At 66.7% G+C, this 25,945-nt stretch carries 25 protein-coding genes; 3 read left to right on the plus strand and 22 right to left on the minus strand.

What is annotated here, in order from left to right:
- Positions 1-185: 185 nt before the first annotated feature.
- The 4 genes from BEMPMBAN_RS14990 to BEMPMBAN_RS15005 are packed head-to-tail and all read right to left on the minus strand — an operon-like array spanning position 186 to position 3,066.
- Positions 186-488, minus strand: coding sequence for a hypothetical protein (locus tag BEMPMBAN_RS14990; protein ID WP_234897472.1), 303 nt, complete (start codon positions 486-488; stop codon positions 186-188).
- Between the two features lie 49 nt (positions 489-537).
- A complete protein-coding gene (locus BEMPMBAN_RS14995) occupies positions 538-1,455 on the minus strand; it encodes a conjugal transfer protein (RefSeq protein WP_159231232.1) in 918 nt (305 codons plus the stop codon).
- A gap of 1 nt (position 1,456) precedes the next feature.
- A complete protein-coding gene (locus BEMPMBAN_RS15000) occupies positions 1,457-2,647 on the minus strand; it encodes a discoidin/SUN/FTP domain-containing protein (protein WP_159231234.1) in 1,191 nt (396 codons plus the stop codon).
- Positions 2,644-3,066 carry a hypothetical protein gene (locus tag BEMPMBAN_RS15005; RefSeq protein WP_159231236.1) on the minus strand — a complete coding sequence of 141 codons (423 nt, stop codon included), beginning with the start codon at positions 3,064-3,066 and terminating at the stop codon, positions 2,644-2,646. The genes BEMPMBAN_RS15000 and BEMPMBAN_RS15005 overlap by 4 nt, the downstream gene beginning before the upstream one ends.
- 115 nt (positions 3,067-3,181) lie before the next feature.
- Here BEMPMBAN_RS15005 and BEMPMBAN_RS15010 point away from each other — a divergent pair, with 115 nt between their 5' ends.
- The gene (locus BEMPMBAN_RS15010) at positions 3,182-3,553 is read left to right on the plus strand and encodes a helix-turn-helix domain-containing protein (RefSeq protein ID WP_159231238.1); all 372 of its coding nucleotides are present in this window, start codon (positions 3,182-3,184) and stop codon (positions 3,551-3,553) included.
- Positions 3,543-4,322 (plus strand): hypothetical protein, encoded by a 780-nt coding sequence (locus BEMPMBAN_RS15015; protein ID WP_159231240.1) that lies wholly within the window; start codon positions 3,543-3,545, stop codon positions 4,320-4,322. The genes BEMPMBAN_RS15010 and BEMPMBAN_RS15015 overlap by 11 nt, the downstream gene beginning before the upstream one ends.
- Before the next feature lie 19 nt (positions 4,323-4,341).
- Here the strand turns inward: BEMPMBAN_RS15015 and BEMPMBAN_RS15020 are convergent, their stop codons facing one another.
- The 15 genes from BEMPMBAN_RS15020 to BEMPMBAN_RS32675 all read right to left on the minus strand — a co-directional run bounded on the left by BEMPMBAN_RS15020 (position 4,342) and on the right by BEMPMBAN_RS32675 (position 23,163).
- Positions 4,342-4,950, minus strand: a complete 609-nt coding sequence (locus tag BEMPMBAN_RS15020) for a class I SAM-dependent methyltransferase (RefSeq protein WP_425294979.1) — start codon at positions 4,948-4,950, stop codon at positions 4,342-4,344.
- 295 nt (positions 4,951-5,245) lie between these two features.
- On the minus strand, positions 5,246-5,515 hold the full coding sequence (locus BEMPMBAN_RS15025) for a hypothetical protein (protein ID WP_159231243.1): 270 nt from the start codon (positions 5,513-5,515) through the stop codon (positions 5,246-5,248).
- Between the two features lie 37 nt (positions 5,516-5,552).
- Positions 5,553-7,100: a type VII secretion protein EccE gene (eccE, locus tag BEMPMBAN_RS15030; RefSeq protein ID WP_159231245.1), complete on the minus strand. Its 1,548-nt coding sequence runs from the start codon at positions 7,098-7,100 to the stop codon at positions 5,553-5,555.
- A complete protein-coding gene (gene mycP, locus BEMPMBAN_RS15035; RefSeq protein ID WP_159231247.1) occupies positions 7,097-8,791 on the minus strand; it encodes a type VII secretion-associated serine protease mycosin in 1,695 nt (564 codons plus the stop codon). Before mycP ends, eccE begins: the two co-directional genes overlap by 4 nt.
- On the minus strand, positions 8,788-10,305 hold the full coding sequence (gene eccD / locus BEMPMBAN_RS15040) for a type VII secretion integral membrane protein EccD (RefSeq protein ID WP_159231249.1): 1,518 nt from the start codon (positions 10,303-10,305) through the stop codon (positions 8,788-8,790). The genes mycP and eccD overlap by 4 nt, the downstream gene beginning before the upstream one ends.
- On the minus strand, positions 10,302-12,119 hold the full coding sequence (locus BEMPMBAN_RS32670) for a MinD/ParA family ATP-binding protein (RefSeq protein WP_234897473.1): 1,818 nt from the start codon (positions 12,117-12,119) through the stop codon (positions 10,302-10,304). The genes eccD and BEMPMBAN_RS32670 overlap by 4 nt, the downstream gene beginning before the upstream one ends.
- Before the next feature lie 122 nt (positions 12,120-12,241).
- Positions 12,242-13,198, minus strand: a complete 957-nt coding sequence (locus tag BEMPMBAN_RS15050; RefSeq protein WP_159231252.1) for an ESX secretion-associated protein EspG — start codon at positions 13,196-13,198, stop codon at positions 12,242-12,244.
- Positions 13,199-13,213: 15 nt separating this feature from the next.
- Entirely contained in the window at positions 13,214-13,507 is a 294-nt protein-coding gene (locus BEMPMBAN_RS15055) for a WXG100 family type VII secretion target (protein WP_159231254.1), read from the minus strand.
- 42 nt (positions 13,508-13,549) lie between these two features.
- Positions 13,550-13,858, minus strand: coding sequence for a hypothetical protein (locus BEMPMBAN_RS15060; protein WP_159231256.1), 309 nt, complete (start codon positions 13,856-13,858; stop codon positions 13,550-13,552).
- Between the two features lie 91 nt (positions 13,859-13,949).
- On the minus strand, positions 13,950-15,329 hold the full coding sequence (locus BEMPMBAN_RS15065; RefSeq protein WP_159231267.1) for a PPE domain-containing protein: 1,380 nt from the start codon (positions 15,327-15,329) through the stop codon (positions 13,950-13,952).
- 4 nt (positions 15,330-15,333) lie between these two features.
- Positions 15,334-15,633, minus strand: coding sequence for a PE family protein (locus BEMPMBAN_RS15070; protein ID WP_159231275.1), 300 nt, complete (start codon positions 15,631-15,633; stop codon positions 15,334-15,336).
- 188 nt (positions 15,634-15,821) lie between these two features.
- Complete coding sequence (locus tag BEMPMBAN_RS15075; RefSeq protein WP_234897474.1) at positions 15,822-16,241, minus strand: helix-turn-helix domain-containing protein; 420 nt, start codon at positions 16,239-16,241, stop codon at positions 15,822-15,824.
- Positions 16,234-20,394: a type VII secretion protein EccCa gene (gene eccCa, locus BEMPMBAN_RS15080; protein WP_159231277.1), complete on the minus strand. Its 4,161-nt coding sequence runs from the start codon at positions 20,392-20,394 to the stop codon at positions 16,234-16,236. Before eccCa ends, BEMPMBAN_RS15075 begins: the two co-directional genes overlap by 8 nt.
- Before the next feature lie 5 nt (positions 20,395-20,399).
- Positions 20,400-21,872, minus strand: coding sequence for a type VII secretion protein EccB (eccB, locus tag BEMPMBAN_RS15085; protein WP_159231279.1), 1,473 nt, complete (start codon positions 21,870-21,872; stop codon positions 20,400-20,402).
- A gap of 160 nt (positions 21,873-22,032) precedes the next feature.
- Positions 22,033-23,163 (minus strand): EspK C-terminal domain-containing protein, encoded by a 1,131-nt coding sequence (locus BEMPMBAN_RS32675; RefSeq protein WP_234897475.1) that lies wholly within the window; start codon positions 23,161-23,163, stop codon positions 22,033-22,035.
- A gap of 831 nt (positions 23,164-23,994) precedes the next feature.
- On the opposite strand from BEMPMBAN_RS32675, the gene BEMPMBAN_RS32680 reads away from it, so the two are divergent.
- Complete coding sequence (locus tag BEMPMBAN_RS32680; protein ID WP_234897476.1) at positions 23,995-24,270, plus strand: hypothetical protein; 276 nt, start codon at positions 23,995-23,997, stop codon at positions 24,268-24,270.
- Positions 24,271-24,452: 182 nt separating this feature from the next.
- Here the strand turns inward: BEMPMBAN_RS32680 and BEMPMBAN_RS15095 are convergent, their stop codons facing one another.
- The 3 genes from BEMPMBAN_RS15095 to BEMPMBAN_RS15105 form a co-directional block, all read right to left on the minus strand.
- Positions 24,453-24,905: a hypothetical protein gene (locus BEMPMBAN_RS15095; RefSeq protein WP_234897477.1), complete on the minus strand. Its 453-nt coding sequence runs from the start codon at positions 24,903-24,905 to the stop codon at positions 24,453-24,455.
- Between the two features lie 152 nt (positions 24,906-25,057).
- Positions 25,058-25,399, minus strand: coding sequence for a hypothetical protein (locus BEMPMBAN_RS15100; protein ID WP_159231285.1), 342 nt, complete (start codon positions 25,397-25,399; stop codon positions 25,058-25,060).
- A 12-nt stretch (positions 25,400-25,411) separates the two neighbouring features.
- On the minus strand, positions 25,412-25,945 hold a 534-nt coding region (locus BEMPMBAN_RS15105; protein ID WP_234897478.1), incomplete at its 5' end, for a hypothetical protein.

Below are 25,945 nucleotides of genomic sequence, written 5' to 3' on the forward strand. Positions count from 1 at the left end.
AAAGACCTTCGCCGGTTCGCCGGTCGAAACCTCATTGCTGGCCATTCAGCTCTCCTGGTGGTGTTGGTAGCTCACGGCAATAGGGCGGTTGTTGGCGTCGTCGATCAGTCCTGTTCCGCCGTGAATCAGAGCGGTAACGGCGAGGCAGCCGAGCAGCGAGACGCCTAGCTCAGACATCGTGACGGTCACTGTCCGTAGACGGAGACGATGCCGCGCTGCTCCAGTTCCTGATTGCCGGACTGTTGAAAGCCAGCGACGTTGGCGATGATCAGCGACAAGATGATGCCGCCGACCACGGCGCCGATGGCCGACCCGATCCCCTGCTTGAAGCCGTTGCGCAGGCCGACCGCAATACCCAGGGCCATCGCCGCCATGCCGCCCACGACGACCACGATGGAGAACAGCTCCTGGGACATGCCGACGATGCCTTGCGCCGCCAAAACTGTTGTGTTCGTTGAAACATCCATTGGAGTTCCTTTCAGAGTCATATTGGTTGGACTGAGCGGACGGCGTGCTGCCGCCAGCTACGTGTGGTGTTCACCGCGGCCGCGCACCGACCGGTGCGGGCGGGGCGTCGGGGTCGATGGCGGGAACAGCGTCAATGCCGGCCACCGACCAGGCCCCCCCGGTGGCGCGCAGGGTCAGCGGGTACTCCAGCGGAGTGGCGGTGTAGTCGGCCGCCCGAGCGCTGACGGTGACCCAGACGCGCAGCTGGGCGCCCTCGGCCGGTGCTTCCGGTACCTGCGCCTGGGCTCGGATCGAGGAGACGGTGGCGGCGGAGTAGGCGCGCAGCGGCCCCAGCCCGGAGTCCACGGTGACGAACCGCTCGATACCGTTCGCGTCGGTGAGGTAGCAGGTGAAGAACCCGCTGATTACCGCTGCCAGCGCGGCATCGTTAGTGATGGTGACTGGATAGTCCAGGGACACATCCACTCCCGGCGGCGGCGGATCACGACGGGCGGGCTTGGCCATCGCGCGGGGCGCGCTACCGGCGTACACGCTGACGGGCAGCTGGTAGTAGCTGCGCACCGGCGGTGCGTTCGTGTAGGACTGCTCGGTGACCGACACGATGACCCCGTAGGTTTCGACGTCGGGAGCGGTTTGGCCGACGAGCGTCGCGGACGCGGCCTGGGCGGACACGATCAGCGGGGATGTAGTCGGCAGCGCCATGTCGGTGCTGTCGGGAAAGCAGCGAGCCACCTCGGCGGCACGGCTGGTACTGGCAGTCAAAAGGACTGTCACGCAGTCGATCGCGTAACTCTCCACCAGCGCGGTCTGGTTGCCCACCGAACGCACGGTCACTGCCACGGGTGTCGCGTCGGCAGGGAATACCCAGCGCCACACGGTGGATGCACCGCTGATCACCGAGCAGATCACCAGGATCGCCACGACGACTTTGGCGCTGCCGAGGCCGGTGGTCGTGAGCCGCCGCCGCCACGTGTTGGTCAGTTGCATGTCAAACCGCCTTGTGGCCAATGATTTTGATGCTCGACACCGCGAACGTCCCGTCTGCTGGATCCCGTGAACGGTCGGCGGCGCCCATGCCGGGAAAGACCGGTGTCGGCGCCGGAGCCATATCTTGATTGCCCCCGAGAATGTCGCCGATGATTGACGGCCCAGCACCAGGCGGCGGCGGGTTTGCCGGGGCAGTCGGTGCGACGGCCGGCGGGCGGCTCGTCTCCTGAATGATCACCGTGATCTTCGAGGCGAGGACACCAGGGCGGATGGGCTCGACGGCCTCACCCCGGACATTTCCGGTGTTCTGGTTCTTCACCGTGCGGTCGGTGTCGTTGAACTGCCACTGCACCCGCGTGACCACACGATGCTGCAGCCACGGGTCGGGCTGATCCGGGCCGGTCTCTGTCTTGTTCACCGCCCCCGGCACGATCGACACCGCGGTGATGACGAATGTGCGGCCCAGGTCGATCTCCAGCACCTGGCCGTCGACCGACCGCACACAGACCCACGGTGTGGTGGCGTTCGGATCAGCCACCGTCTGCGCCGCGGTGGACCCCGGAGGGCAATCCGAGGACGCCGTAAACGGAAGTGGGCCATCCACATTCGGTGGAGCGCTCGGCGGGGCCACCTCCACCACCCGGGGAGCTACCGGCGCAGCCGAGGGCGCGGCCGACTCGGACCCCGGGGAGTTGGCCATCGTGACAACCAGGGTGATGATCGTTCCGATGACAGCGACGCCACCGAACGCTGCCAGCACCCAGGGGGTGAAGCGCCGCGGCGCTGCATCTTCGGCGCTGGTGCGGCTGACCGCGCTGTCAAGGTCGGCGGCGGGATCAACGCCACCAAAGGCCGACCCCAGCAGCGGAGCCGACCCGAGCAGCGGATCATGGCGCTGCTCGTCGTAGTCGTCGTAGCCCTCCCCGGCGCTCAGCGGCGCCTCGTCGGCACTTCCGTAAAAGTCATCGCCAGATCCCAGGGGCACATCTTCGGCGAAGCCGTACTGCTCGTCGTGAGATCCCTGCTGTGCTTCCCCGGCGACGTCGAGATCGTCGGCCGACGCTGCTGGGTCGGCCGACGCTGCTGAGTCGTGTTCCTCGTCGGCGGTCGGGTCACCGTCCAGGTCGTCCTCGTCGACAGTGACCGCCCCGATGCGTTTGAGCCACTCGTCGTTATCCATCCCGCGCGTCATGGCCGGCTGTCTCCGCTCGGGCGCGAGGGTAAGGGCCGTGCCGGCGACCGGCGCGGTTGCGCCAAGCTGCCGTAGGCCACGGCCGCTGGCGCGAGGTCCTCCTGCGCCGGCCCCCATCGCAGATACGGCGCGTCCTGCTGGACGACCGCGCGGGGCGCGGGAACCGGCACCGGCGACGCAGCCGGCGGGAACGCTGCCGGAAGCGCTGGCAGCGGGAATCCCCGATCGGGCTGCACACCCTGGGCGCGGCTGTGGCGACGGAACAGCTGGACCGCCAGGACCAGGAGCGCGGCCACCACCAGTAGCGGCACCAGTCGCTCAAGGGTTTGGAGTAGCGAGGCGACTATCTGGACAAGCAGGGCGACGACGACGGTGAACCCCACCGCAATCCCCGCCGCCACCATCAGCACGATTTTCACGTCTAGCCTCCTCGATCGGTCGCACACTCAACTAAGTAACCGCACCGTATCCACTAAGGGGCAAATGTGTCCACACTCATGGACGACTAAGGGCGAAATATGCTTTTGTTAGCCCATGGAGGCACCAGAGCAGGGCATCGAGCGGCTGCATCACTTCGTCAGCGAGCGTCGTCGCGCACTGGGTATCAGTCGCACGCAGATGTTCGCCCGCGGCGGCCCGTCGCCCTCGACGATGAACAAGGCCCTCACCGGGGATCGCGGGCTGTCCCGAACGACGCTGGAGCGCATCGACCGCGCACTGGGCTGGTCACCGGGGTCGGCCGAATCCGTCATGGACGGCGGGATACCGACTTCGCATATCCCGAGCCCCGACGCGGGTTGCCCAGCACACGATCACGTCGTAGCGGTGCTGGAAAGCCTGCGAACGCAGCTGCACACCGCCGAGCAGCTCGTGGAGGATCTACTCGGGTCCAGCCATGCCCGCTGAGGTCTTCGAGGAAGAGCGCCGCGCCTGGATCGCTGCCCGCGCCGGAATCTGGATGTTCCAGAAGCGCCGCGCGGAGCTACTCGGCAAGCGGATCCGAGGCCGCAGCCGAGCCCAAGTCGGTGCCCGACCCGACCCGCACGACGATCAGGTGACTCCACCCCTGGTGTTCCGGACGTCTTCCACCACCACGGGTGCGCTGGAGACAGGCGTTGTCGCCGCTATCGCCGTTGCCGCCCCGATCGGGTGGCCTCTGGGCCGGATGCTTTACGCGCTGACTGTCGGGCTCATCCCCGAACGTCTCCAGTCCTACCCCATCGCAGCGCTGACCTGGGCGGCGGTGATTAGCGGCGCACCCCTTCCGCTGCTGTATGACCCCAATCCCTCACTGGCCAGCACGCTGATCGTTCCGTGGCTGCTGGCCCAAGTGCCGGCCACCTTCGCCGCGGCCGCCGCGTACGGCGTTCTGGAGGGCTGGCTGGCCATCGACGGCTCCAGTGACTGGTGGCCGATGACTCCGGCTCAACGCGACATCGACGACACCCTGATCCTCGGTCCGGCCCCGGTGTCCATGCCGACCTTGCTCGACCCCCCGCCGCCGGCAAGTAGCCGATCCGCCGATGCCCCTCGCGTCCCGCGTCGTCGGCCGGCGCCCGTCAACTGGGCGCGGCTCGCCATTCCCGCCGCAGTCTCCGCGATCGGCACCTTCTGGTATCTCGCCGCCGTTGCCGGTGCCCTGATGTCGTTCCCCGCCGAGCTGCTCGCGGCCTAGTCCAGCGTCGCACTGTATTTCATCGCGTGCGTCGGGCAACGATTGCGCCGTGCGGGCGCACATCCTTCTCGGTGCGGGTGTGCGTCTCCAGAGCGTTGAACCCTCCAGCCTCGATGAGTTCACGCATCTCTCCTGCCGGCCAGCGATACGCCTGCGTGACGACGTGCTCGAACGGCTCCAGGTCGGGCCACTCGAAGAAGCCGACCAGAAGCCCGCCGCCAGGCCGGATCACGCGCGCGAACTCGGCGAGTACAGCTGGCAGGTCCTCGGGCTGGTGATGGATGGTCGTGTACCAGGTGAGCACTCCGCCGAGGGAGCCTGTCTCCGCGTCGATTGCCTCGAAGCTCCCGACATCGAAGGTGAGGTCGGGGTAGGTCGCCTTAGCGTGCTCGACAAACTCCGGAACGAGGTCGATCCCGCGTACGTCGAGTCCGTGCTGCGCTAGGAAGTTTGTCCACTGTCCAGGCCCGCTACCTGCATCGAGAACCGGACCGGTCAAACTCTCGGCCCAGGTGCTCACGAGGGCTCGGTCGGAGGGATGCGTCTGAGAGATCGCACCGGCGAGTTCGACGTACTTCTCGGACCATTTGGAGTATGAACTCTGGACTGTGCTCGCGGCGTTCGTCACGCAAGCGATCATGCCGAAGGCGCGGAGCTTGCTGCCGTCGCCGCGCGGAGTAGCAGCATGCCCGGCAACGTCGCGCGGGCGGTCATCGCGATAGCCGACCAGTGAAGGTCGCGCCCGCGGACGCTCACATTCGTGAACATTCCGAGGCCGATCCTGCCCTCAGTGACGCTCACATTCGCGAGCAGGCGACGCTGACATTCGCGGACCTAGCCAGGTGTGCGTGCTGGACCAGGCTGTCGCCCGCCGCTGATGCGATACACCAGCACTCTCCGCTACCGTCGCCAGTCGCTGGAGCCTAGCTGCGGACCGCGGGCTGCTCCTTGGCCCACTGTCGCGCAAGTTCGGCCGACTTGTCCCCCGCCTCTTTTAAAGTCTTCCCCCGGGCTTTGAACGGCCCATCAATGACATTGTCGTGCAACCGGTCTGACCCGCTACCCTTCGTGCGGTCGTAGTAGCGGGACACGAAGACCTCGTACTGCTCGCCACCCGGACCGCCGATCGGTGGGTATTGCTCGTAGTCGAAGAAGAAGGAGAAGCCGTTCTCGTTGACCTCTTGGTCCATCATTGCCGCGATGCTACAGCCGGGGCGCCCACTGCCATCGTTAGTTCAGGAAGGTCTGCTCGTTGCGGAAGGTCACTGCGTCCAGGCGAGCGGTGAACCGTTGCGTCTCGATGCGGATCCGGCCGTTGCGCTGGGTGATGCGGACGTCGGGCTCGATGGATCGAGGACCGGCGCCGACGCTGATGCTTACTAGCGCACCGGGGTAGGGATTGCTCGTTCCGTTGTGTACCACCACCGTTGGGGGGCGCGGCGGCTGAGCGCGAAGGTCAGGGCTGTTCCAGATCCGCGATGAGGCTGCGGCCATGGCCCAGCGTCGGCGAGGGTCGTACACCGCGACGAACTCGCCGCTGGCCGAGGCTCGACGGATGAGCTGGCGGACTGCGAGGTCGTCGTCGGAGTCGATGACGATGCGGGTGGGCCCGGCGGGGTCGCGCAGCGGCATCAACATGAATGCGTCGTCGACCTTGCCCAGCATTACTCCCGACGAGCCGATGGCAACGGCGGTGTCCAGGTCGTCTGTCAGGGTGCGGGCGGGCATGCCGTTGATGCGGTCAGCGCCCGGTAGCAACGCAGACATCGCCCACCACTGCCGGCCGGTGTAGCGGTTGAGGATGACCGCGGGAGGTGTCAGTAGCGGCTGAGCGGTGGTGAAGCGCACTGTCGCCGAGACGGTGATGCCGTCGCTCGAGCGGCGCAAGTGCAGCGCCACCAGTGTGTGCTCCGAGGCGACCGCCCACACGTCGTCGAGGCGCTCGGGGGTCAGGTCCTCGGCGCTGTAGTAGTAGCTGGTGACGTGAGTTCCGCGGTGGGTGAGGTCTTTCCAGCCTTCCCGGTAGGTGCTTTCGATGTCTTCCTTGCTGCCACCGTGCATGTCCAGGACCGCCTGACGCATGTCGGTGGCCGTCATGGGCTCTGCGCGGCAACCACTTTGACGCAAAGCCCGCGTGATCCGCCGGGTCACCGCCGCGACAGCGGCCGCGGTGTCGGTGCGCCACATCAGCCCTGCGGTGGTATCTGGTGAGCGGGTGTCCATCCGGATGACCAGGATGGTGCTGCGCTGTCCCGCGGCAGGGCGGTCGGCGAGCAGCTGGGCATAGAACTGCCCGTAGCTATCGCTTGCGGTTCGCCGGCCCTGGGCGATCACATCGACGTCTACACCGAGGCCGAAGCGTTGCATCTGTCCGGCGATCACGCTGAGCGGCAGAGTGTTTGGTGTCTCAGCGCCCTGCGGGCGAAGCAGCGTTGGGATGTAGGGCTTGCCCCACACGCTGACCATCGTGACCAGCGTGTGCTCGTCGATGCAGACGCCCAGGGGGTGTCCGTCGCTGTCGACGTCGACGAACTCGCCGGTGTGGACGCGGTGCTCCTTGTGGCGCAAGCGCTCGATCGCCCGTTTGAGCCATTGCCACGGTGTCAGGCGCGCCGTTTTCACCATGAACAGCAGCGCACCGAGGGCCGCGCCTCCGGCTGTGCCGGCCCACAAGGGGCCGTTGAACACGACCGCGATGGCGGTGCCCACTACCGCGAAGATTTCGGCGGGCAGCGCGGCGCGTAGATCAGCCCGCGCGCTCCATGTGCGTTCTTTCATCGCTTCTGCTTCTTTCGCCAGACCGTCGTAACCCACAGAACCGCACCGACCACGATTACCCCGACCCCGATTTGGGCGGCCAGCATCCGCGCTGGCCGTGGATCCGGTGGCGGAGGTGGCGGCGGTACCTGCAAGGGCGCCTCGGTGCGCGTGGGTGCCTTCTGGGGGGCTGGCGGCACATCCCACGTCAGGGCAGCCAGCGGGTCGACCACGCCGTAGCCGATCACGGTGTCTCGTCCACCCGAGGGCGCGTGCGCGGTGGCGGTGAGCCGGTGGATGACTTCGGTGGCGGGCATCTGCGGGAACTTGGCCCGGACGAGGGCCGCAACTCCAGAGACGTAGGCCGCCGAGAATGAGGAGCCGATGATCGGTTTGAACTTGTCCTCGTCGATCGAAGCGTTGATGACGTTGCCCGAGGTCGACAGGCCCACGATGTCGGAGCCGGGGGCGGCCAAGTCGACCCACGGTCCGTGCAGCGATGCTGCTTGGCTCATCAGCGGAGCGCCGAAGCTGTCCGTGGCCGAGACCGCCACCACGTAGTCGTCGAACCAGGCGGGTGAGGCGATGGTGACCACATCGTCCCAACCGGACGCTCCGGTCGCGGGCGGCGGGTTCTGGGTGCAGCCCTGGGTGCCGGCATTACCGGCCGCGGCGACGATCACCACGTCGCGGTCAACGGCGGCGTAGCGCAGCGCCGCGCCCAGCACTGCCTGGTCGGCAGGTTTGGTGACCGGAATGCAGGAAACGAGCGAGATATTGATGACTCGCGCACCAAGGTTAGCGGCGTGCACGATCGCGCGTGCCAGCGTGTTGATGTCGCCGGTTCGGCGGGTTTGCTCCTGGTCCTGATCGAGCCGTGGATCTTTCAAGCCGAAGTTCTGCGAACTTTGGCGGATCGCCAGAATCACCGAGTCCGGGGCAATCCCGATCAGACCATCGGGTCCGCCGGTCGGGGGCGGTAACTGGGGCAACGGGGCACGCGGGGCCAACGGCGCGTGAAGCTCTGCACCACTGGGGCCCCACGCCGGCGGCGGCCCGGGCGGCGGCATGCCGGGCGGGGGCGGCTCTCCTGGCGGTGGTGGCGGCGGCTCAGCTGGCGGTGGCGGAGGCGGAGGGGCCTCGGTGGTCTTGGTGATGGTGATCGTCGGTGGTGGCGGCGGTGGCGGAATCGGTTGCGGCGCAGGGGCGGCCGGTGGCGGTGGCGCGAGCACGGCACCTTCTGGGCGCACAGGCAGCCGAGCGCCGGACGGGGAAGCGCCGATCAGCGAGGCGACGAGGGTGCCGTGAGCATCGCAGTCAGCCAGGCCGTCACCGTACTGGCCCATCACATAGTCGCCGCCTGCAACAACGTTGGGGAGCCGCGGCGACGGCGCCACGCCGGTGTCGATGACTGCGACCACCACCCCGGCCCCGGTGGATTCCTTCCAGACCGCAGGCATGTCCAGCAGGGCAAGCGCCGGAGGAAATTCGCGCAGATCGCTGCCCGGAGTGACGCCGGTCAGTGTGCACGCCCGCGACTGCTTCATCGGCCAATCCGGCGCCGGGGCGGGATCGGCCGGCGGCGGTCCCGGCGGCACCACCGGCGGCGTGATCGCCCAGCTCGCCCCCACACTCGTGGCTGCCAGCAGCGCGACCGTGCCCGCGATGCCCGCACCGGCGCGCATCCGGGCGCCGAAGGCCTTGTGACTCATATGCCGTGCCTGACCGCGTTGCGCACCACCGGGTAGATGTTGAGCAGCCACAGCGCCCAGGGCAGCAGCGCCAGCAGCAAGATGTATTCGATGATTTCAACGAAACGTCGCATCGGAGCGGTGTATTCGCGGAAGGGCACCACCAGCGCAGTGACGAGCCCCATGACTGCAATACCGAGCGTGACCGCAACGCATACCAGCGCGACGGTGAGGCTGGTGGAGTCACTGGCGGCGTAGCGGCCGATCGCCACCGCTGCCCCACCCACACCGGCGACCATCAACGCCACCGACTGGTAGCGATCGACGAAAGTCCGAGACCGCAAGACCAGGATCACGCACACCGCACCGACGAACACGGTGTAGCGCCATCCGGAGTCCTGCTCGGGGACAACGGCGTACCGCGCGGCCACGATGGTCACCGCGGCAAGGCCGATCATCATCCCGGTCATGGTGTGGTTGCCACGCAGCACCCACGCCCGCACCTGCTCCGCGGTAGCCACCCCGGTCGGTCCTACCGGCGACACCGTGTCGTCGGGCTGTCCGGGTAGCCGCTCGAACACTCCCCGGTTGGTGACCGAGGGAAACAGCGGTGTCGGCACACCAGATGCTGCGGTCGCAGTGGAGTTCGCATAGGTGACTGCGGCGATCACGCCGACCAGGGCGATGACTGCGACGCGTTCCGGGCGGACCTCCCACGTCGAGGCCGCGACCACGGCGGCCGCGAAGGCGAACACGCTGACGGTCAGTAGCGCAGCGATGACCACGACGTGTCGGCCCCACACCGTGGCGAGCACGATGACGCCGACGATGAGAGCGACTAAGGCCGCGGCCAGATTCCAGAGCCCCGGCGTGCCGGGTACCGACATCGCGGTCGCGGCGGTTGCCGGGATTAGAGCGATCCACGACAGCGCATGTCCGGCCGCGCGGCGCTCGCGCCCGGCCGTGGTGTCCTCGCTGGCTTTAGACAGGCCCCGCGAGGTCGCCAGCACGGCCACCAACAGTGCCCAGGTCGACGCGGCGCCGATCCAGCCGAAGTGACCATCGGTGCCGCCGATGCTCCACCACCAGTTCACCAGGATCAGGCACGCCCACCCCACAATCCCTGCGGTGAGCCAGCTGACGACCTTGCGCCCCATGTCTGGGGTTAGGGTGGCCAGTAGCTCCTTGGCCGCGCGGGCAATCGCGGTCGACACCATTTCGGTGACCGGCTCGTAGGTTTCGGCCGAGGCCGCCGGCAGCAGCCACAGCTGCTCCCCGTCGAGGACACCGCACTCGTCGAGAGTCTTTTGTGGGTCCAGCGGCTGGGCATCAGCGCGGCAGAGCCGGTAGCTCTGCTCGGCGTCCAGAGGTGTGCGACCCCGCTCGGCGAGCACCTCGTTCACCCGAGCTACCAGGTCCTCGGTGACCGCGATGAGCGCGACTCCAGCGGGCAAGGAGTAGTCGATCTCGAAGTCCTCACCGACCAGCAACGCCACCCGGCAGAGCGCCGGAGCAGTCGGCTCGGCGGGGCTCACTGGCGGTCCTCGCTGCTGTTGAAGCCCCCCGCCACCCTGGCGGTAATCTCCAGATAGCGGCGGCGCGTCTCCGGCCGCAGCTCGTTGATGTCGATGACACCGGCCGAGGCGATATGGGGATCGAACGGGACGACGAAGACGCGTTGCGGACTGACCCATCGAGAGAACTTCTCCACCAGCGAGTCGACCAGCTTGCGATGTGACCTGCCGCCCTCGCCGCGGACATCGTTGATGACGACCACGGTGCGTTGCAGCAGCCGGTGATAGCCGGCCTCATAGGCCCAGTCCATCAGCTCTGCAGCGCCTTTGGCGCCATCGGGAGCAGTCGAGGCCACCATGATCAGCGCGTCGGCCCGGTCCATGAGACCGGGAATGACCGGGTGGTCGACGTCGGTGCCGGAGTCGCTGATCAACACGCTGTAGAACCGCTGCAGCTGTGCGTGGGTGTCGATGTAGATCTGTGCGGTCAGCGGCTGTCGGTCGCTTTGATACCGGTTGCCCAGAACATCGAGCCCGGAACTGTTCATGCCGACATGAGAGCGGATATCGGTGTAGCGCTGGAGATTCGGATCGGACAGCACGTCCTTGTAGGAGTCCGTTGCGCTGGGGTCGATCCGGTCGGCTAGGTTGGAAGCCCGGTCTGGGTTGGAGTCGATGGCGATGGTCTTGTCTTTACGCAGGGAGGCAAACGTCGACCCGACCGATGCGGTGGTCGTGGTCTTGCCCACGCCGCCCTTGCCGCCGAGCACCACGATCGAGTAGGTGCCGCGCAGATGGCCGGCGACCGTGGCGTTGAGGTTGCGCAGCAGTTGCTCATCCGGTGATTCGCCGGTGTTGATGAGCTTGAACGTGCCGTTATACAACCACTTTCGCCACCCGCGCGATGACGGGATCTTGCGTGGAACATTGAGCTCGGAGGCCGAAATTTGCTCGCTGCGCAGTTCGGCGCCGCCGCTGATCCCACCGGTTTGGGACCAGTTCCATTCCGGCGGCCGCGGGCCACTTGGTTCTGCCTGCGGCTGTTCCGGCCCGCGCGGGGTCCATCCCGGCGGCGGGGCGGGCTGTTGCCCACCAGGTCGTGACGGACTGCCCTGCGCCGGCCACCCCGGGGGCGGGCCCTGCGGTGCGTTATTGCGGGGCAAGGCTTCTAGCAAAGCCTCACGGGAGAGGAACTGTGTGCGCTCCTCCGGGGGGACCGGGCGAGGCGCCGGTCGCGCCGCGGGTGTGTCCTGCGGGTTGGTGCCTGCCGAGATGGGTTCCGGCCCGCCAAACAGCGGTTCGCGACCGGGCGGCGGCGGTACCGCCGCGGCGCCTGGGTCGGGCGCGGGGCGCTGCGGCCACGCTGGCCCAGGCGTCTCGCGCCCCCTGTCCGTCGAGGGTGGCGCCGGGGGGATGCTCTGCGCTGGCCCGGTCGGATCGTTGATTGAGGGCGAAAAACGCTGCGGGGCAGCCTCGCTGGGCTGCGCGCCGCGGTCCTCGGGTGCCGCTGGGGCCTCCTTGTCGGGGCCGCCGGCGGGCTGCCATGGCTGAGGGCTCGGGTCGGCCCGCCGTGCAGGCTCACCCCACGCACCGCCGGCAGGCTGACCCCACGTACCGCCCACCTCGCTCGGCGGTTCAACGTGGTGTCGACCGCCCGCCGGATCGTCGGGCTGCGCGTCTGCAGCAAATCCGCGCAGCGGGTACTCAGGTGCCGCCGGCGGCGGCACCTGACCTGCTGCTGCACTGTTCGGCGCATCCGTTTGCGCGTCGCCGTCGCCGTCGCGTCCGCTGTTGTTCAGTGCGTCGAAGAATCGTTGATCCCTGGACTCGGTCATGTAGCCCCGCCCTCCTGCCGATTCTCACCGGGGAGCATCTGAAGGCTCCTCGAATCGGTGAATATCACCGTCGCAGAAAGGCTACCAACCACACAATTCAGGCGTCCACGACGTTAGGCATATCAGCGTGCGTGAAATGTCTGAATTCTTTGGTGGCGCTCCCAATCGGCCCCGCTAGGCAACTCCTGCAGGACATCGCTGACCGCACGGCCAACGCGTGCTGGAGTGCCGGGAAACAGCATCGTCCAGCGCTGCTGATCTTCATTGGCGCTGGACGAGATGACGACCCTACCCATGAGTGAGTCGATGACCACTGCGCCTGTGGCGGCAAACTCGGGCCCGTTCAGTGAATATTGGGTGGCGCCGATGGTCGCACGGACGGCACCAGTGTCCGACACCGCGACGACGACGCGGGCCTGACGGGCGGTCAAGCCCAAGTTGAGCAGTTCGCCGATCACGTCGTAGCTCTGGGGATCTGCCTGCCAAGTGGTCAGGACCGACTCCAGGCGCTCAGCTTCGATGCTGATGCCCTCGAACTCGGCGGGCAGCTCCTCACCGAGAAGGTCGTTAACGGCCTCGAAGACTGTGGTGTCGTCCTCCAGGGGGCTGATCGTGACTTCATCGAGAGGTTCTTCGCCGGTCTGCCACACGCGCGCTGCAACAACCCATTTGCCGTCACGGCGGCAGAGAACCGCTGTGCGATCGGCTGTTTGGTGTGCGCGCCATGCGCGTAGCGCGGCCGCGGCGACCAGCGGCTCCTTGAGCGGATCCACAGGCGTCCGGAAGATTTCGGGAGGACCGCTGAGGCGCTCGGCGCGCTCGTCCGGTCGGGTCACCCTGATGGAGACGTCAATGTCGCAGCGGCCCAGGGTGAGAAGCCATTCCCGCACATCGGGGTCCAGTGTGCGTCCCTGGCACACCCCGGCCTCCTCGAGGACCGGTAGTCCGGGATGGGAGGCGAGCATCGCCTCGGCGTCGCCCACGGGGCGAACGCGCAGTGCCGCGGGAAGTCTGGTGACACCCGAGAGCGCAGCTGTCAGCCACAGTCCTTCGGAAGTGGTCGACAGCTGCGCTCCCATGGGTCAGCCCTTTACTCAGATACCGACGAAACGGGCAGCCTGCGCCGCGTCGCCAACCGAGGTGTTGTTCGACGCGCCGCCGGTCGCTTGACCGTGCCGCTCGATGGTCTGGAAGACCTGCTCATAGGCCTGCACGATCGAGCGCTGCGCCTCGGCGTAGGCGGTGGCGCCCTTGTCGGTCCAGAAGTCCTGCGTCTGGGCGAGCACATTGAGTGCGTTGTCCTTGAGACCGTTGAGATGAGCGACCAGGCCGGACTGCTGGGCAACGTGGTCGACCATCTTCGCGTGGTCGTACTTCATACCCTCCATGGGGAGTCTCCTTCTTCTTAAAGTCGTTGTGGGTGGGGGGGGTTACGCCTGCGTGGTGATGCTGGCCAGGTGCTGCTGGTTCTCCTGCTCGATGCGGTCGTACTCGGCCGCGCCCATGTTCATGCTCTGGATCACCTGGTCGAAACGCGCCGACACGTTGCGGCCACTGGTGGCGACTTCCTCGGTGGTCTTCATCGATGCCACCGAGGCGATGCCGACGAAGCCGGTCGAGCCGAGGTCCTGGTTCATCGTCATGTAGCGTCCCAGCGCGTTGAGCGTCTGGTTCTTGATCTCGTCGAGCTGGCTCGCTGCGTTGCGCAGCTTGGTCGAGTCGGTTGTGAAAACGGCCATGTCATGTTCCTTTCGGGCCCGTGAAGGGTGTCTGTTTCTGTTTCGGGTGTGTCGTCATGGTGTGTTTGTGTGCCGGTTGCAGCCGGGCAGATCACCCTCCCCCGTCTGTGTAGACCACGCCATTGGCGGTCAGGATGGGGATCGCGTCGGCGTCGTCCAAGACCACAGACAGCGAGGTGTCGTCTTCGCCGCGGCCGGCGCTCTGATCGCGGCGCTGCCCGGCCTGGGCTGCACCCATCGGCATCATCCCCATGCCGGTGCCCATGGGTGCGCTAGCACCCATCGCCGGCATTGCAGGTCGGGCTGCTGCGGTCGGCTTGTTCTGCCCCGTCGCGCTGGACCCGTCCGCCGCTGAGGCTGGGCCCCACCAGGCCGACGGCATGCCGATCGGTCCGCCGCCCATGCCGGCGCCAGCGGGCTTGGTCAGCGCAGCCGATACGGGCCCGCCTCCGGCGCCGAAGCCCCCGTTGACCCCGCTCATCGACGATGCCAGGTTGGCCCCGGGTGAGCTGGCCGTGAGCCCGCCGCCCGGGCCGCCGCCCATGCCACCCATGCTGCTCATCAACCCGCTGAGCTGCCCGCCCATCTGCATGGGTGCCTGCGCGAGCTGAGAGAGCGGCTGGGTCATGCCCTGGGCCATCTGAGGTAGAGAACTGGCCATGCCCATCATCGACTGGCTGGAGCCGAGGAGGTCGCTACCGCCAGGCTGACCCAGCTGCGGGTTGCCCATGGTTCCGACGTCACCGCCCTCAGCGCCTGAGGACGATCCCGTACCGGCGCTGGTGGCTGCTGATAGGGCCGCTGGGGCGGCGGACGAGACGGCTTGCCCTGCTGCCTGCAGTGGTGCGCTGAGCCCTTGCATTGTCGCTTGGGCACCGAACTGTCCGGCCGAAGCGCCCATGCCGGCCAGGCCAGCGGCCATCCCTGCGGGATTGGCGCCGGTGGCCACCGGTGGGGTCAGCGGGACGCTGAGCCCAGAGGCGATACCGGCGGCGGCGGTGGAGTAGCCGGTCATTGCGGTGGCGTTCTGTGACCAGTACTCGCCGTACTCGACGTCGGCCTCAGCGATGGCGGGAGTGTTCTGCCCGATGATGTTGGTCGCTTGCAGCGTGGCTTCGCGGATGCGATTCGCGATGACCACGGGGTACGGGATTGTCGCGGCGACCGCTGCGGAATGAGCTGCGGCAGCCTCGCCGATCAGCGTGCCCGCTTTCGCTGCGTGAGCGCCCGCCTCGATCTGCCACTCGGACTTGGGGAGCGCGGCTGCCATCATCGCGGAGCCGCCGACGCCCTGCCAGCTGCCCGCAGCGGTGGTGGCGGCTGTGGCCATCATCTGCGCACCTTGTTGTATGTGCGTCGTGCCGGCGGCCGTGTAGGCGGCCACCACCGGGGCCATCGCCGCAGCGCCCGGGCCGGTGGTCAGCCGGATGGCGTTAACCTCCGGCGTCAGTCCCCAGTATTGAGCGGGCATGATCTCAGAGCAGCAGTGAGGCTTGGTTGACAGCCTCGGTCGCGGTGTACGTCACGCCGGAGACACCGACGTTCCCAGCGAACATCGACCGGTCGGCGACGCTCACTCCGGTTTCGGCGAGGAACTGTGCGTTGTGGGCCTGGATCACGGTCGTGAGAAGGGCCGAGACCTCCTCCATCCCCATCGGGACGACCGCGGTCATGGCGGGTGCAGAACCGGTGATTACGCCCGCTGTCGTCGCTGCGCCGGTAGCTTCAGCTACGGATTGAGCAGCAACCCCGACGGGTTCGACAAAAAAGGTCACGATGAGCCTCCCCTAGTGAGCTAGGAACTTGATTAGACCGAGACTAGAGCGCACCGGCAGAGGCTGCCACCAGCGCAGCCACATTCGATCTCAACAAATTGGTTATTCGCCGGTTGTCTGCGCGTAGCTCGGACTTTTCTTCACTTTTTCATTGTCCCAGCTACCAACTGGTGCTCAGAACACTTCTTTTAGCGGGTCCGTGTGGCCAGCTGAGCTGCGGATTCCGCAAGCTCACCGATCACCTGCAGGCGCTTGCTGAGCGCCTCTGCCGTGGCGGCTCCTGAACGGGCTTCCTGCGAGATCTGCGAGAGCTGCTCGACCAGGACTTTCTTCGCCCCGCTCAGCGGATACTCGGTGGTCGACAGCAAGGTGGGTTCCGCCCCGTCCAGTACGGCGTCGAAGCTGCCGGCGGTCCAACCCAGCGCGGCCTCGATACGTGCACGTGTCACCGCCCGGCCCGGGACTTGGCCACGGTTGATCAGGATGGCGATGGTGGAACGCGCGACCTTGGCGAGACTGGCCAGCTCCGTCTTGGACAGACCCATGTCCAATCGTGCCGCATCGACGGCCTCTCCCAGCCGCTGGTTCGGATCATTGGAGTCAGACAAGGGGCAGTACCTGCGCGATCTGGGCCGGGGCTGCGAGCCGGTCGGTCACATAGATCCCTCGGCCCACCGGCTGCTTGCCTGGACGCACTCCCCTGATCAGCTCGCCCTCCATCCGGTTGCCGTCCATGACGACCAGCGGCGCGGTCTGGGCGATGAGCCTGCCCGCCACCGGCGAGGACATGGCCGGTCCCCACGGGAACCGCCGACCCACAATCAGGTGCAGACCAACCTCCCGAGCACGGTCGAGGTACTTGGTCAGCCCCTCCGTCGCCGGGCCCTTCCCATCGGCGCGGAACATGTTGGCCCCGGCACTCCAACCGGACACGATCTGCTCGTCGTCAATCAAGACGAAGATTTCCGGACCCGTCCACGACCGCTTGGACTGGGCGAGTTCTTCCTGCCCAGCGCGGCCGCGCGGCATCCGCGGCGCCAGCAGCGCGTCGATGTATTCGGTCATCGCGCGCACGTCGTCCTCGTAGTAGGTGTACCCCTCCGACTCCAGGCCGTCGCCGCCGGTATAGCGGCCCAGGTGCGCGCCCTGAACCACCTTGACCAGCGAGTTGCCGGGGTCGATCACGTAGATCTGGGCTTCCTCCGGCCGGTAGCACCGCATGATCGAGTGTGCGACCGCCGCCAGTGAGTTCGACACTCCGCATTCGGGGTTGCCGATGAACATCAGGTGCGGGTTCCGGTTGAAGTCGGCTTCGGCCGCGACCAGTCCGACCTCCGAGATGCCGAAGGGCACCAGGCCGGGGCGCGCCTGGCGGTGGGCGGCGAAAACCTCGTCGAGGCTCACCGTGCTGGGCAGCATCCTGACTTCGGCCACCTGGCTTACGCCAGTCAGCTCGGCAATGACTCCTGCGGCCTCGCGCGGCCCAATATTCGCGCCAGCCGAGGTGGTGACGACAGGCAGTGCCGCCTGGAAGTGGTAGCCCGCCATTGACGTTCCGCGACCGCTGATCGTCTCGGTGATGGTCTCTGCATTCGGGTCGGACGGGTCGCCGAGCACTTCCCGCTTACCGAACGGAACCTTCTTGGCGACAACACGATTGTTCTTCGACGGATCGTCTTGGCTGCCGAGGGCCAGCTCGACATTGAGCGTAAAGGTGTTCGACATCCAGGACGGGAAGCCGCCGGCGATCCATCCGGTCGCTGCGACGATCGCGCGAATGCCCAAGCTGTTGCCGCGCTCCATGATGACGCCGAGATCGGCGAGCATGTCCTCACCGAAGGTCGTCCGGAACTGCTGCCATCCGTCGATGACCAGGAAGACTTCACCGAAGGGGTCATCGGGCACCGGTCCGGGCTCATTGCCGAACTTGCGAGCGCGGAAGCTGTCCATGGTCAGGCTGAGTCGGCTGAATGCTTCCTCGCGCTCCTCCACCAGCAGCTTCATCTCCGCGATGGTGCGCTGCACTCGCTCGCGGTCCCCCGCGCGGGCGAAGGAGCTGACGTGGGGCAGCGTTTCGACCTCGTTGAGCAGCGGACCGCCCATGGCGATTACGACGAACTGAACACGTTTGGGGTGATACATCATGGCGGCGCCGGTGATGATCGTCGCCAGCGCGGTGGTCTTGCCGGCACTCTGCTGACCGATCACCGCGCAGTTGCCTGAGGAGAAGTCCAGGGCATACACCCGCTGCGCGTGCTGGAACGGCCGGTCCTCGATGCCGACCGGAAACTGCAGCCCGGCGGTGTGTCCGTAGTCCTGGTACCACGGCTTGCGCCGCAGGCGGCGCACCAATTCGGCGACCGGAACCGGCTCCAGCGGCGGCAGCCACATTTGGTGAACCGGCACCCGAGTCTGCTCGCGCAGGGACTTGATAGAGGCTTCGAGCTCGCGGATGGGCTGACCATCGGCGCCCAGCACGGTGTCAGTCGAATTTACCGGCGCGGCAGATGTTCTCGGCGCGACCGGAATTGCTGCCATGGGTGCGGCGGTGAACACCTCGGGGGCCATGTATCCCGCCTGGGTGCGCACCGCTTCGGCGGCCACCCGCCGCGGCGGGTGGTACACCTTGCGGGCAAACGCGGACTGGAAGCGCACCAGGCGGTCACGGCCCTGTACGCGCAACAAACCTGCGCCTGCGGGCTTTTCGGGAAGATGCTTGGCTTCGTCGGTGCCGATGATGGCCATCGACTCGCCTGCGTCGAGGGTACGCAGGCCCACGCGGATGGGGATGTTGGCCATGATGCCTGACTGCATCTCGTGACCGAGGCGCTGCGAGCCCAAGATCATCTTCACGTTCAGGGCGCGGCCCTGGCGTCCGATCTCGTCAACGATCTTCTTCGAATCAGGTGCGTCGATGAACATCTGGGTGAATTCGTCGATGACGATGATGAGGACCGGCAGCGGCTCCAGGGGCATGCCGAGGTGGATGCGGCGGTACTCGTACTCGGCAACCTCGCTGACCCCCGCCCGGTCCAGCAGCGACTTCCGGCGCTCCAGTTCGCCGTTGATGACATCGCCCATGCGGTCGATCCACAGCGAGTCGCTGGCCAGGTTGCCCATGGCCGCCACGACATTGGGAAGCCCGGCCACCATATTGGCCGTCGTCTTACCTTTGAAGTCGAAGAACGCGAACACCAGCGTCTCTGGCGAGTGAGTCAGCGCGCCCGACAGGATCAGGGTCGTCAGGAATGAGGACTTTCCCGAGCCCGTCGTGCCGGCGATCACCATGTGGTGTCCCATACCACCCTCATGGGTCTCTTTGAAGTCGATGTAGACCGGCGCTCCGGTGGGATCAACACCGATCGGGAACTGCATCCACTTAGCGCCCCACGGGTTGTCCTCGAAGGGTGGGCCGGGCAGTGTTGGCGCCCAGAGCTTTTCGACGTCGAGATTGCCCGGATCGTCAATGCCGATCACCTTGTACAGATCGGCGTCCACGGCAGTGTCGTCGATGACGCTGCGGGAGCGGTCACCTTCAACGCGGTAGCGGGCCATCTTGCGGGCGAGTACCCGGGCGCTGGGCAGATCCATCGTGTCGGGCCGGCAGAACCACTGGCCGCGGTGGGTGACCTCGTTTTCGGAGACCCAGAACGTATGAGCGTCATCGAATCCCACGCCGCGGCCAGGCTCGTCGGACAGGGCTAGGAACGTCATGCCAGCCACGCCGGTAGCGCGGGTGAGCGTCTCCCAGTGACGATCATCGCCGCGGCGGCGGCGATCGTCGATCACCAACCAATGCGGTGTCGTGGACCCGCCGGAGCGGAATGCGTCGCGGCCGTGCAGCTCTACCCCCACCGCTGCATCCATCTGCTCCCCGGTCGACCACACCATTCGAGTGGGGCCGCCTCGGTCGCGCTGGGTCGGATGCGCGCAGTGCGGCAACCATTTGCACCACTCCCAACGAGCAATATCGTCGGTCACGATCATGATCTTGAAGTCGCGTGGCGCGTGGGCGACAGCCGCTTGGCAGATTATCGCGCGGGCCAGGCCGTACACAGTGTCCATGCCGTCACGGCCGATCAAGGCCATCCCGGCGATGTTGCGCAGCAGCAGTGGTTTCGGAGCGTTTTGCAGCTTGCTCTGCGTTTGGAGGAACGCCGAGGATGCGTCGTAGGTGACGGGCTCGTAGTCCTCGCGGCGCCCCAGCTCGTTGGTCTCCAGCTCTTTGACGACCTTCGACGTGCCAAGCCCGATGCGCACCTGACTGTAGAACACCTTCATGACCGGGTGATTCGGTGTGCGGCACCACATCCGCGTGGATCCCACGAGCCCCGACAGCAGGGCCGGCTCCGGGTGTAGGTACTCGAACTGCGCGTGCTGGGCGCGTGCGGCGTCCTGAACCTTGTCGCGAATCTCGTCGAGATTCATCGCGTAGTCGCGGCGGGCTTGTTCGAGTTCGGCTCCGGTCAGCTGCTTAGTCCCACCGCCCCGATTCATCATGAACATGCCCGCCATCGAGGCAATCATCATGATGGGGAAGAACAGGCTCATCACACCCATACCGCCGCTGCGCAACCCAGGTTGCGTCACCATCAGCGCCATCATGCCGAGGAACGCGACACCCATCACGGTCGGCAAAATGATCGCGACTTTGCTCCGTGGCACTGGCCGCGGCGCCTCCAGCGGCTCGGCCACAGAGAGCTTGCCGCCCATCGTGGGGGGAACTTTCACCTCGCCCTGGCGGGGTTTCACTGTCGCCATGTCGTTTACCGTCCTTGTCCGGACATCGGCGCAGCCGAGCCAGTCATCGTGTCGTGCATCGTCATCGCCGCTTCCTTGGACAGTTCAGGGCCGGCAGGCCATACCCGAAGCAGTGGCCACGGCGCTAGGAGTGGGGCAGCATTCTTGAGCCCCAATGCCTGCAGGGCTGCATCATCGAACGGGACGCCGTAGCGGGCACCGGATTCGCTGATGAGCCAGAGTGTTTCGCGGCGGGCGGAGTCAGGACTTGCGCCGGTCGTCGAGACCCAAGTGGCCGGGCTTTTGGCCAGCAGCACTTGATCGGCGAGCTTTCCTTGGTCGTCGCTGCTGACGACGAGAGGGACGAGGTGTGATTCCTCCTCAGCCGTCACTGGCAGAGCCCGGCCGACCAGCAAGCGCTGACGGGCCTGGCGATCCGTTACTCCGCGCTCCCACGCGACACAGAGCACCGGGTCGGCCCGCCAGTCGACAATCTTCAGCGGCGCGGTCGGATAGCCGGTCACGTCGAGGACCTCTCGAACCGGAACGTCGCCAAGGACATCCGGCGAGATCCTCGGCGGCTGCGAGGTTCCGTACGAATCACGTTGGCGCAGCATCGCGGCCACCACCGAGGACACCGGCTGCACGCCATCGGCAAGGACGACATAGAACTGATCGTTGCCTGAGGCGACGTCCTGAGACACCACCACCGAGCCATTGACCATCGGCGTGCCCAGGTTCACCGTGCTCGGTTGACCGGCCAGTGGCAGTGCTGGCACCACCAGGGGACGACCGGCGGGAAGTGCGTCGAGCATGGCCTGGGACAACTCCACAGGCGCGCCTGCGTCCTCCAAGCCGACCGGATCAGTCACCGCTCGGTCGGAGAGGTCCACCGGCATCCGAACCCCGTTGGTGATGACGTAGGTCTGATCATCGAAGGTGCCGACCACCGCCGTGTCGCTTCCCAGCTCCCTGGCCCCATCGCCCATCGTCAGCTCACCGTTGATCCCGGTGATGGTCGGGCGCCCGCTCATCGACTGCGATGCGGTGTCGCACAGTGCCCAGCGAGACATCTCCGGTGTCAGTACCCGAGGAGGCTCAGTCGGTGCGCCCTCGATGCCGACCAGCGGTCCCCGAGGCCACTTGGCGAGGTCGTCGGGGCTGACGAAGGTCGGTGCTGCTGGTTCCCCGGCGATGAGCCACGCCGAGACCAAATTGAGGGCCGGATGCAGCCGGCCGTCCACCGACACGAACACCGTCCCAAGTTTGCGGTCGGCGACGATCTTCGAATCGTTCACCAAGCCCGCCGGCCTCAACCAGCCCACCACGAGGGCCCCGACGACCACCAGGACAGCAAGAAGCGCCGAGATCATGAACATCAATCGCTGGGTACGCATCCGGTCGGTCTGCATGCGCACCGACCGGCGCTGAAATGCGAAACCCAACCGTCTACGCAGGAAGTAATGGCCTGAGACCTGAGTCTTAGACGCCAAATTCATCGGCACTCCAAAACCGTACCGTGCAAAACAACGGGTCAGCCACCACCGCAGCCGAATTGACTGAAAACCAGTTTGGGCGACGTTGCTGTAGGCGACTTTCTACTCCGCTACGGGCGCGACAGACACCCCCGGAGTCGACCCGCCTACGGACGAGTCGGCATCACTGGCCGTGCCCGAGGTCCTCTTCGACACTTTCAAGCGACTCCACGACGAGATCCCGGATGTGGACGTTGCCGGCGGCCGCCGCGGCGTAGCACATATCGGGCAAGGGCAGCGGGCGCGTGGCCCACCCGCCGATCAGTTCAGCGGTACGCGCCACCAGCCAGTGCGCCCGGTAGCGCACCAGCTCCTCAATGGTCTCGCTCGGATCGGCCTGGCCGACGAAGCCTGGTCGGAAGATCGAGGTCACGGTGTTGAAGTCTTTGGCCGCGGCGTCGTACTCAGCCCACTGTTGGGGGCTGGGGTCGCGGTCCCCGCCCCGAGTCAGCCAGATTGCGCGCACGGCGTTGGGGATGCCGCCCTCCACGGCCTGGGACTGGGTGGTGGCCGAGTTCATCAGCAGTGCGCTGGTGGCCGCGACGATTCTGTCTTGGAGCATCGGGTCGGTATCCATGACGCGCAGCAGGCGTGGATAGACCTCGGGCCACAACATGGCGAGCCGATGCACGTGCATGCTGTCCATGCCAGGCGGTGCTACCTGTTGGCCTGGCTGCAGAAGAGGGTTCGTCTGACGGGTGCATGACGGTGGATGCTCGACCGCGGCATCGCGCAGCGCGGTCAGCGGACCTGTCGTCGCTGCCGCGACCAGACGCCAGCCCAACTCGGCGCGCAGCTGCGCATACTCGACGAGGACCCGGGCCGGATCCGACCAGCCGAACCACAATTGCCGAAAATGGTCATCCACCAACGGATCTGTGGCCAACACACGAACTGATCGAGGAACGAACACGCCCGCGGGGATGTAGCTCGCACCGTCATTTGAAGTGATGACCGTTTCCGTGCCGCTTGACGAGCGGAAGATCCCTACGGCCCACTCAATCGGATAGTTGACCGCTTGAGCCGCGTGCTGGAGCTTCCATGCCAGCTCCTTGGCCGCTGCCGCGTCGGCCGACTCGCGGCGCTCACGAGCCGCCGCGGTCTGGCCTGCGGCCACCACGCTCGCCGGAATCAGCGTCGCACCCGCACCCGCACCCGAGGGCGACGGCGAGGCCGATGGAGCGCTAGTGGCAGCACTGGCCGCGCCGGCCGTCATCGTCGCCGGGGGCGGAACAGCGCCCGCTGGCGGTCCCATCGAACCAGGCGGAAGCATCATCGGAGCACCGCCGCTGGCACCCATACCAGCGCCGGTGGGGGCTGCGGCGGGAGCGGCTGGAGCGACCATTCCTGGCTGAGCGGCCGCCGGCGACATGCCGCCACCGGCTGTGGCCGAGACAGGGGCAGCGGGCACCGCGTGCCCGCCGGCAGACAGGGCCGGTGACGGACTCGCTGGAGCTGGCGGGGCGGCGGGCATTCCACCACCGATCGCCCCACCGGTCGATAACCCCTGGGTGAACGCAGCGGCGGGCGACCCCGCGCCCGTGCCAGCACTCGGCATGCCGCCAGCACTCGGCAATCCGCTTCCGGCACCTGGCATTTGGCCCATCCCGCTACTCAGCGGGTTGGACCCCATTCCGGGCATGCCGCCGCCCCCGAGGCCGCCCGGCATCTTGGGCATTCCGCCGGACCCCATACCGCCACCACCGCCGCTGCCCATACCGCCTATAGACGGCATACCGCCGCCGCTCAGCGGTGAAGCCGTTGCGCGCGGCGAGGTAGCAGCTCCAGGCGTCGCCTGAGTCACCGGGCCGGCCGCCGCGGTGATCCCTCCATCGCCTGTCGCGGTGTTGCCCCCTGGCTCAACGCCGCTTTGGGTTGAAGAGGCACCTGTGGGATCCGCTGGTGGCTGCTCCGGCTTAGCCACTTTGTCGCCAGTGTCATCGGCGCGTTTCAGCGGGTCGTCCTCCTGCACAATTCCCGGTGTCGTGTTATCGACAGGTCGAATCGCTGGGCTGTTGGGGACGTCACCGTATCTGGTTAAAAGGTCTAGAGCACGGGTGTTTTCGGTGCTGCCCTTGAATGACGTGTGCAGCGCTATCGCAGCTTCGACGCCCCAGCCGGTCTGTGTGCGGGCCTGCATGTGGTACTGCGTTACAAGGGCTTCGCGCTCCCCTGGCAGCTTCGCCGACTGGATCTTGGCGTCTGCGTCGCGCACCAACTGGTCCTGTGCTGCAGCGGTTTCCCGCAGGACGCCCGCGATACCGTTGCATTTCGTCGCTACGCCGTCGTGCCACTCGCTGATCGTTTTGGCTTCCTCGGCGAGCAGGGCCCCGGCTTCGTGGGCTTTGTCGAAACCCGTTGAGTCGGCGGCCTGTCGGAACGCCGCGTTATCTTGGACGATCTGCCGGTGGATGCCGTCCCATGTCTTGGCCCCGGCCCGGTACGTCTGCTCCTGGGCATCCCAGTGCGAAGCGTCAGGCGGCACCATGTCGGGCGTAACAATAAGCGGCCCATACGATCCCGCCGATCCCCCAACCGAAGGCATTAGCGCAACCCGCACGCAGGGGCTATCACATCCACAAGACCATTCCCGCGATTGAGCGCCGCGCTCGCCGCGGGCCAGTCACGCATATTCACAGAATGCAGCCTGTCGATCTCCGAGGCAATCCAGGCTTCGATCGGCGTCACTACAGTCTCCGGTGCGGCCGGCTCAATCTGCGTTCGTAGATAAGAGATCTCGGCCATGCTCACACGCTTCTCTGTGGCGCGGGCATCGAAGCGCTCATCGATGGAGCCTGGTGCCGTCACAGCGGCGCGCTCCTTGCTTGCCGCAGCAGTGGCGAGTGCCGCCTGTTCCCAGGCCGCGCACGCCGAGCTTTTGGCTGCTTGAACCTCCGCATTGCTGTACTCGGCTGGCGGTGGCGGCACGACGTTGACGGTGTGTTGCGCCGGTGTGCTTGGGCTGGCGAGCGCTGCCGCGGTCGCCGCTGTTGCCACGGCCGCCGTAACCAAAGCGCATGCAGCGAGGACTATCCCGGCCCGGCGGGGCCGTGGAGTCCGCTGAGTAGGTGGCCCACCCGCGAGGGGGGGAGTCGCGGGTGGACCGCCAATCGGGGGGGACGGCTGAGTGGTTGACGTCGCGTAGGTGGTCATATCCCCACGGTCCCGCCACTGGGTATGAGGGTGAGTGCCTGCCGGTTTTCTTGGTCGATCGTGACCATCGTGGTCACGTATTCGGTCTTGCGCTGATAGATGCCCGCGATCCGCCGACCTCCGCCGGCGTTGAGGGCCTGTCGAGTCACTTCATCTTCGGCGACGGTTTCCGCGAGCGGGGCCCACATCGGCCGCGCCACGCAGGTGGCCGCAGCGCTCGACGACGCTGCACCAGCGGGCGCTTGGGCGACAGTCTCGGCGACCATGGTCGGAGCGGACGCGTTGGCTGCCTGTGCCTCGGCAGGCTGGAGGGTGAAGGGCTTGGTTACCGCGGGCATTGGATGTCCCTTCTACTTCTGGCAGGCCGCATGGACTTTGTCCATCGCGGTCTGGCCCTGCTGGGCGGGTAGGTTGCGGTCCTGGCCGCTGGTGTCAGCAGCCAGCACCGCAAGTGTGGCGTTGATGTAGTCGGTCATCGGCTCGGCGATCTCGCGAGGTGTGGCCGGCGGGGTGTGAAGCCGCAGATACTCCATCTCGACCAGGACCACGGCCTGCTCGTTGGCGAGCGCCGCTTTGTACTCAGGGCTTTCCCGGTTGGGCAGCGCTGCTACCAGCGGTACCGAGGCCTCGTACACCGCGGCGACCACCGACTTTGCGGACGCACAAGCGTCGTCGCGGGCAGCGCTAATTTCTTCGGCGCTGTAGGTGGGGGCGGAAGGTGTCACCGTTGTGGTGATCGGCGCGGGATCTGGTCGGGTCCAAGCGAGCGCACCCATGACGACCGCAGCCACCGCAAGGACGACTGCGCCGCCGGATAGCAGCCACACTGCCTTCGAGGTGCGTTCCCGCGGCGCTGGGGCCGGAGGGGGCGGCATGGGTGGGGG

It is taken from the genome of Mycolicibacterium austroafricanum (assembly GCF_902705885.1).
Classification (GTDB): Bacteria; Actinomycetota; Actinomycetes; order Mycobacteriales; family Mycobacteriaceae; genus Mycobacterium; species Mycobacterium vanbaalenii_A.

Bases quoted from the DNA above. Each gene is read 5' to 3' on its own strand.
- eccCa (WP_159231277.1), bottom strand. From the start codon at position 20,394: ATGGCGACAGTGAAACCCCGCCAGGGCGAGGTGAAAGTTCCCCCCACG.
- BEMPMBAN_RS32670 (WP_234897473.1), bottom strand. From the start codon at position 12,119: ATGACCGAGTCCAGGGATCAACGATTCTTCGACGCACTGAACAACAGC.
- BEMPMBAN_RS15065 (WP_159231267.1), bottom strand. From the start codon at position 15,329: ATGCCCGCTCAATACTGGGGACTGACGCCGGAGGTTAACGCCATCCGG.
- BEMPMBAN_RS15000 (WP_159231234.1), bottom strand. From the start codon at position 2,647: ATGACGCGCGGGATGGATAACGACGAGTGGCTCAAACGCATCGGGGCG.
- BEMPMBAN_RS32675 (WP_234897475.1), bottom strand. From the start codon at position 23,163: ATGGGACCGCCAGCGGGCGCTGTTCCGCCCCCGGCGACGATGACGGCC.
- BEMPMBAN_RS14995 (WP_159231232.1), bottom strand. From the start codon at position 1,455: ATGCAACTGACCAACACGTGGCGGCGGCGGCTCACGACCACCGGCCTC.
- BEMPMBAN_RS15055 (WP_159231254.1), bottom strand. From the start codon at position 13,507: ATGGAGGGTATGAAGTACGACCACGCGAAGATGGTCGACCACGTTGCC.
- BEMPMBAN_RS15100 (WP_159231285.1), bottom strand. From the start codon at position 25,399: ATGCCCGCGGTAACCAAGCCCTTCACCCTCCAGCCTGCCGAGGCACAG.
- BEMPMBAN_RS15060 (WP_159231256.1), bottom strand. From the start codon at position 13,858: ATGGCCGTTTTCACAACCGACTCGACCAAGCTGCGCAACGCAGCGAGC.
- eccE (WP_159231245.1), bottom strand. From the start codon at position 7,100: ATGAAAGAACGCACATGGAGCGCGCGGGCTGATCTACGCGCCGCGCTG.
- BEMPMBAN_RS14990 (WP_234897472.1), bottom strand. From the start codon at position 488: ATGACTCTGAAAGGAACTCCAATGGATGTTTCAACGAACACAACAGTT.
- BEMPMBAN_RS15015 (WP_159231240.1), top strand. From the start codon at position 3,543: ATGCCCGCTGAGGTCTTCGAGGAAGAGCGCCGCGCCTGGATCGCTGCC.
- BEMPMBAN_RS15010 (WP_159231238.1), top strand. From the start codon at position 3,182: ATGGAGGCACCAGAGCAGGGCATCGAGCGGCTGCATCACTTCGTCAGC.
- BEMPMBAN_RS15025 (WP_159231243.1), bottom strand. From the start codon at position 5,515: ATGATGGACCAAGAGGTCAACGAGAACGGCTTCTCCTTCTTCTTCGAC.
- BEMPMBAN_RS15050 (WP_159231252.1), bottom strand. From the start codon at position 13,198: ATGGGAGCGCAGCTGTCGACCACTTCCGAAGGACTGTGGCTGACAGCT.
- mycP (WP_159231247.1), bottom strand. From the start codon at position 8,791: ATGAGTCACAAGGCCTTCGGCGCCCGGATGCGCGCCGGTGCGGGCATC.
- eccB (WP_159231279.1), bottom strand. From the start codon at position 21,872: ATGAATTTGGCGTCTAAGACTCAGGTCTCAGGCCATTACTTCCTGCGT.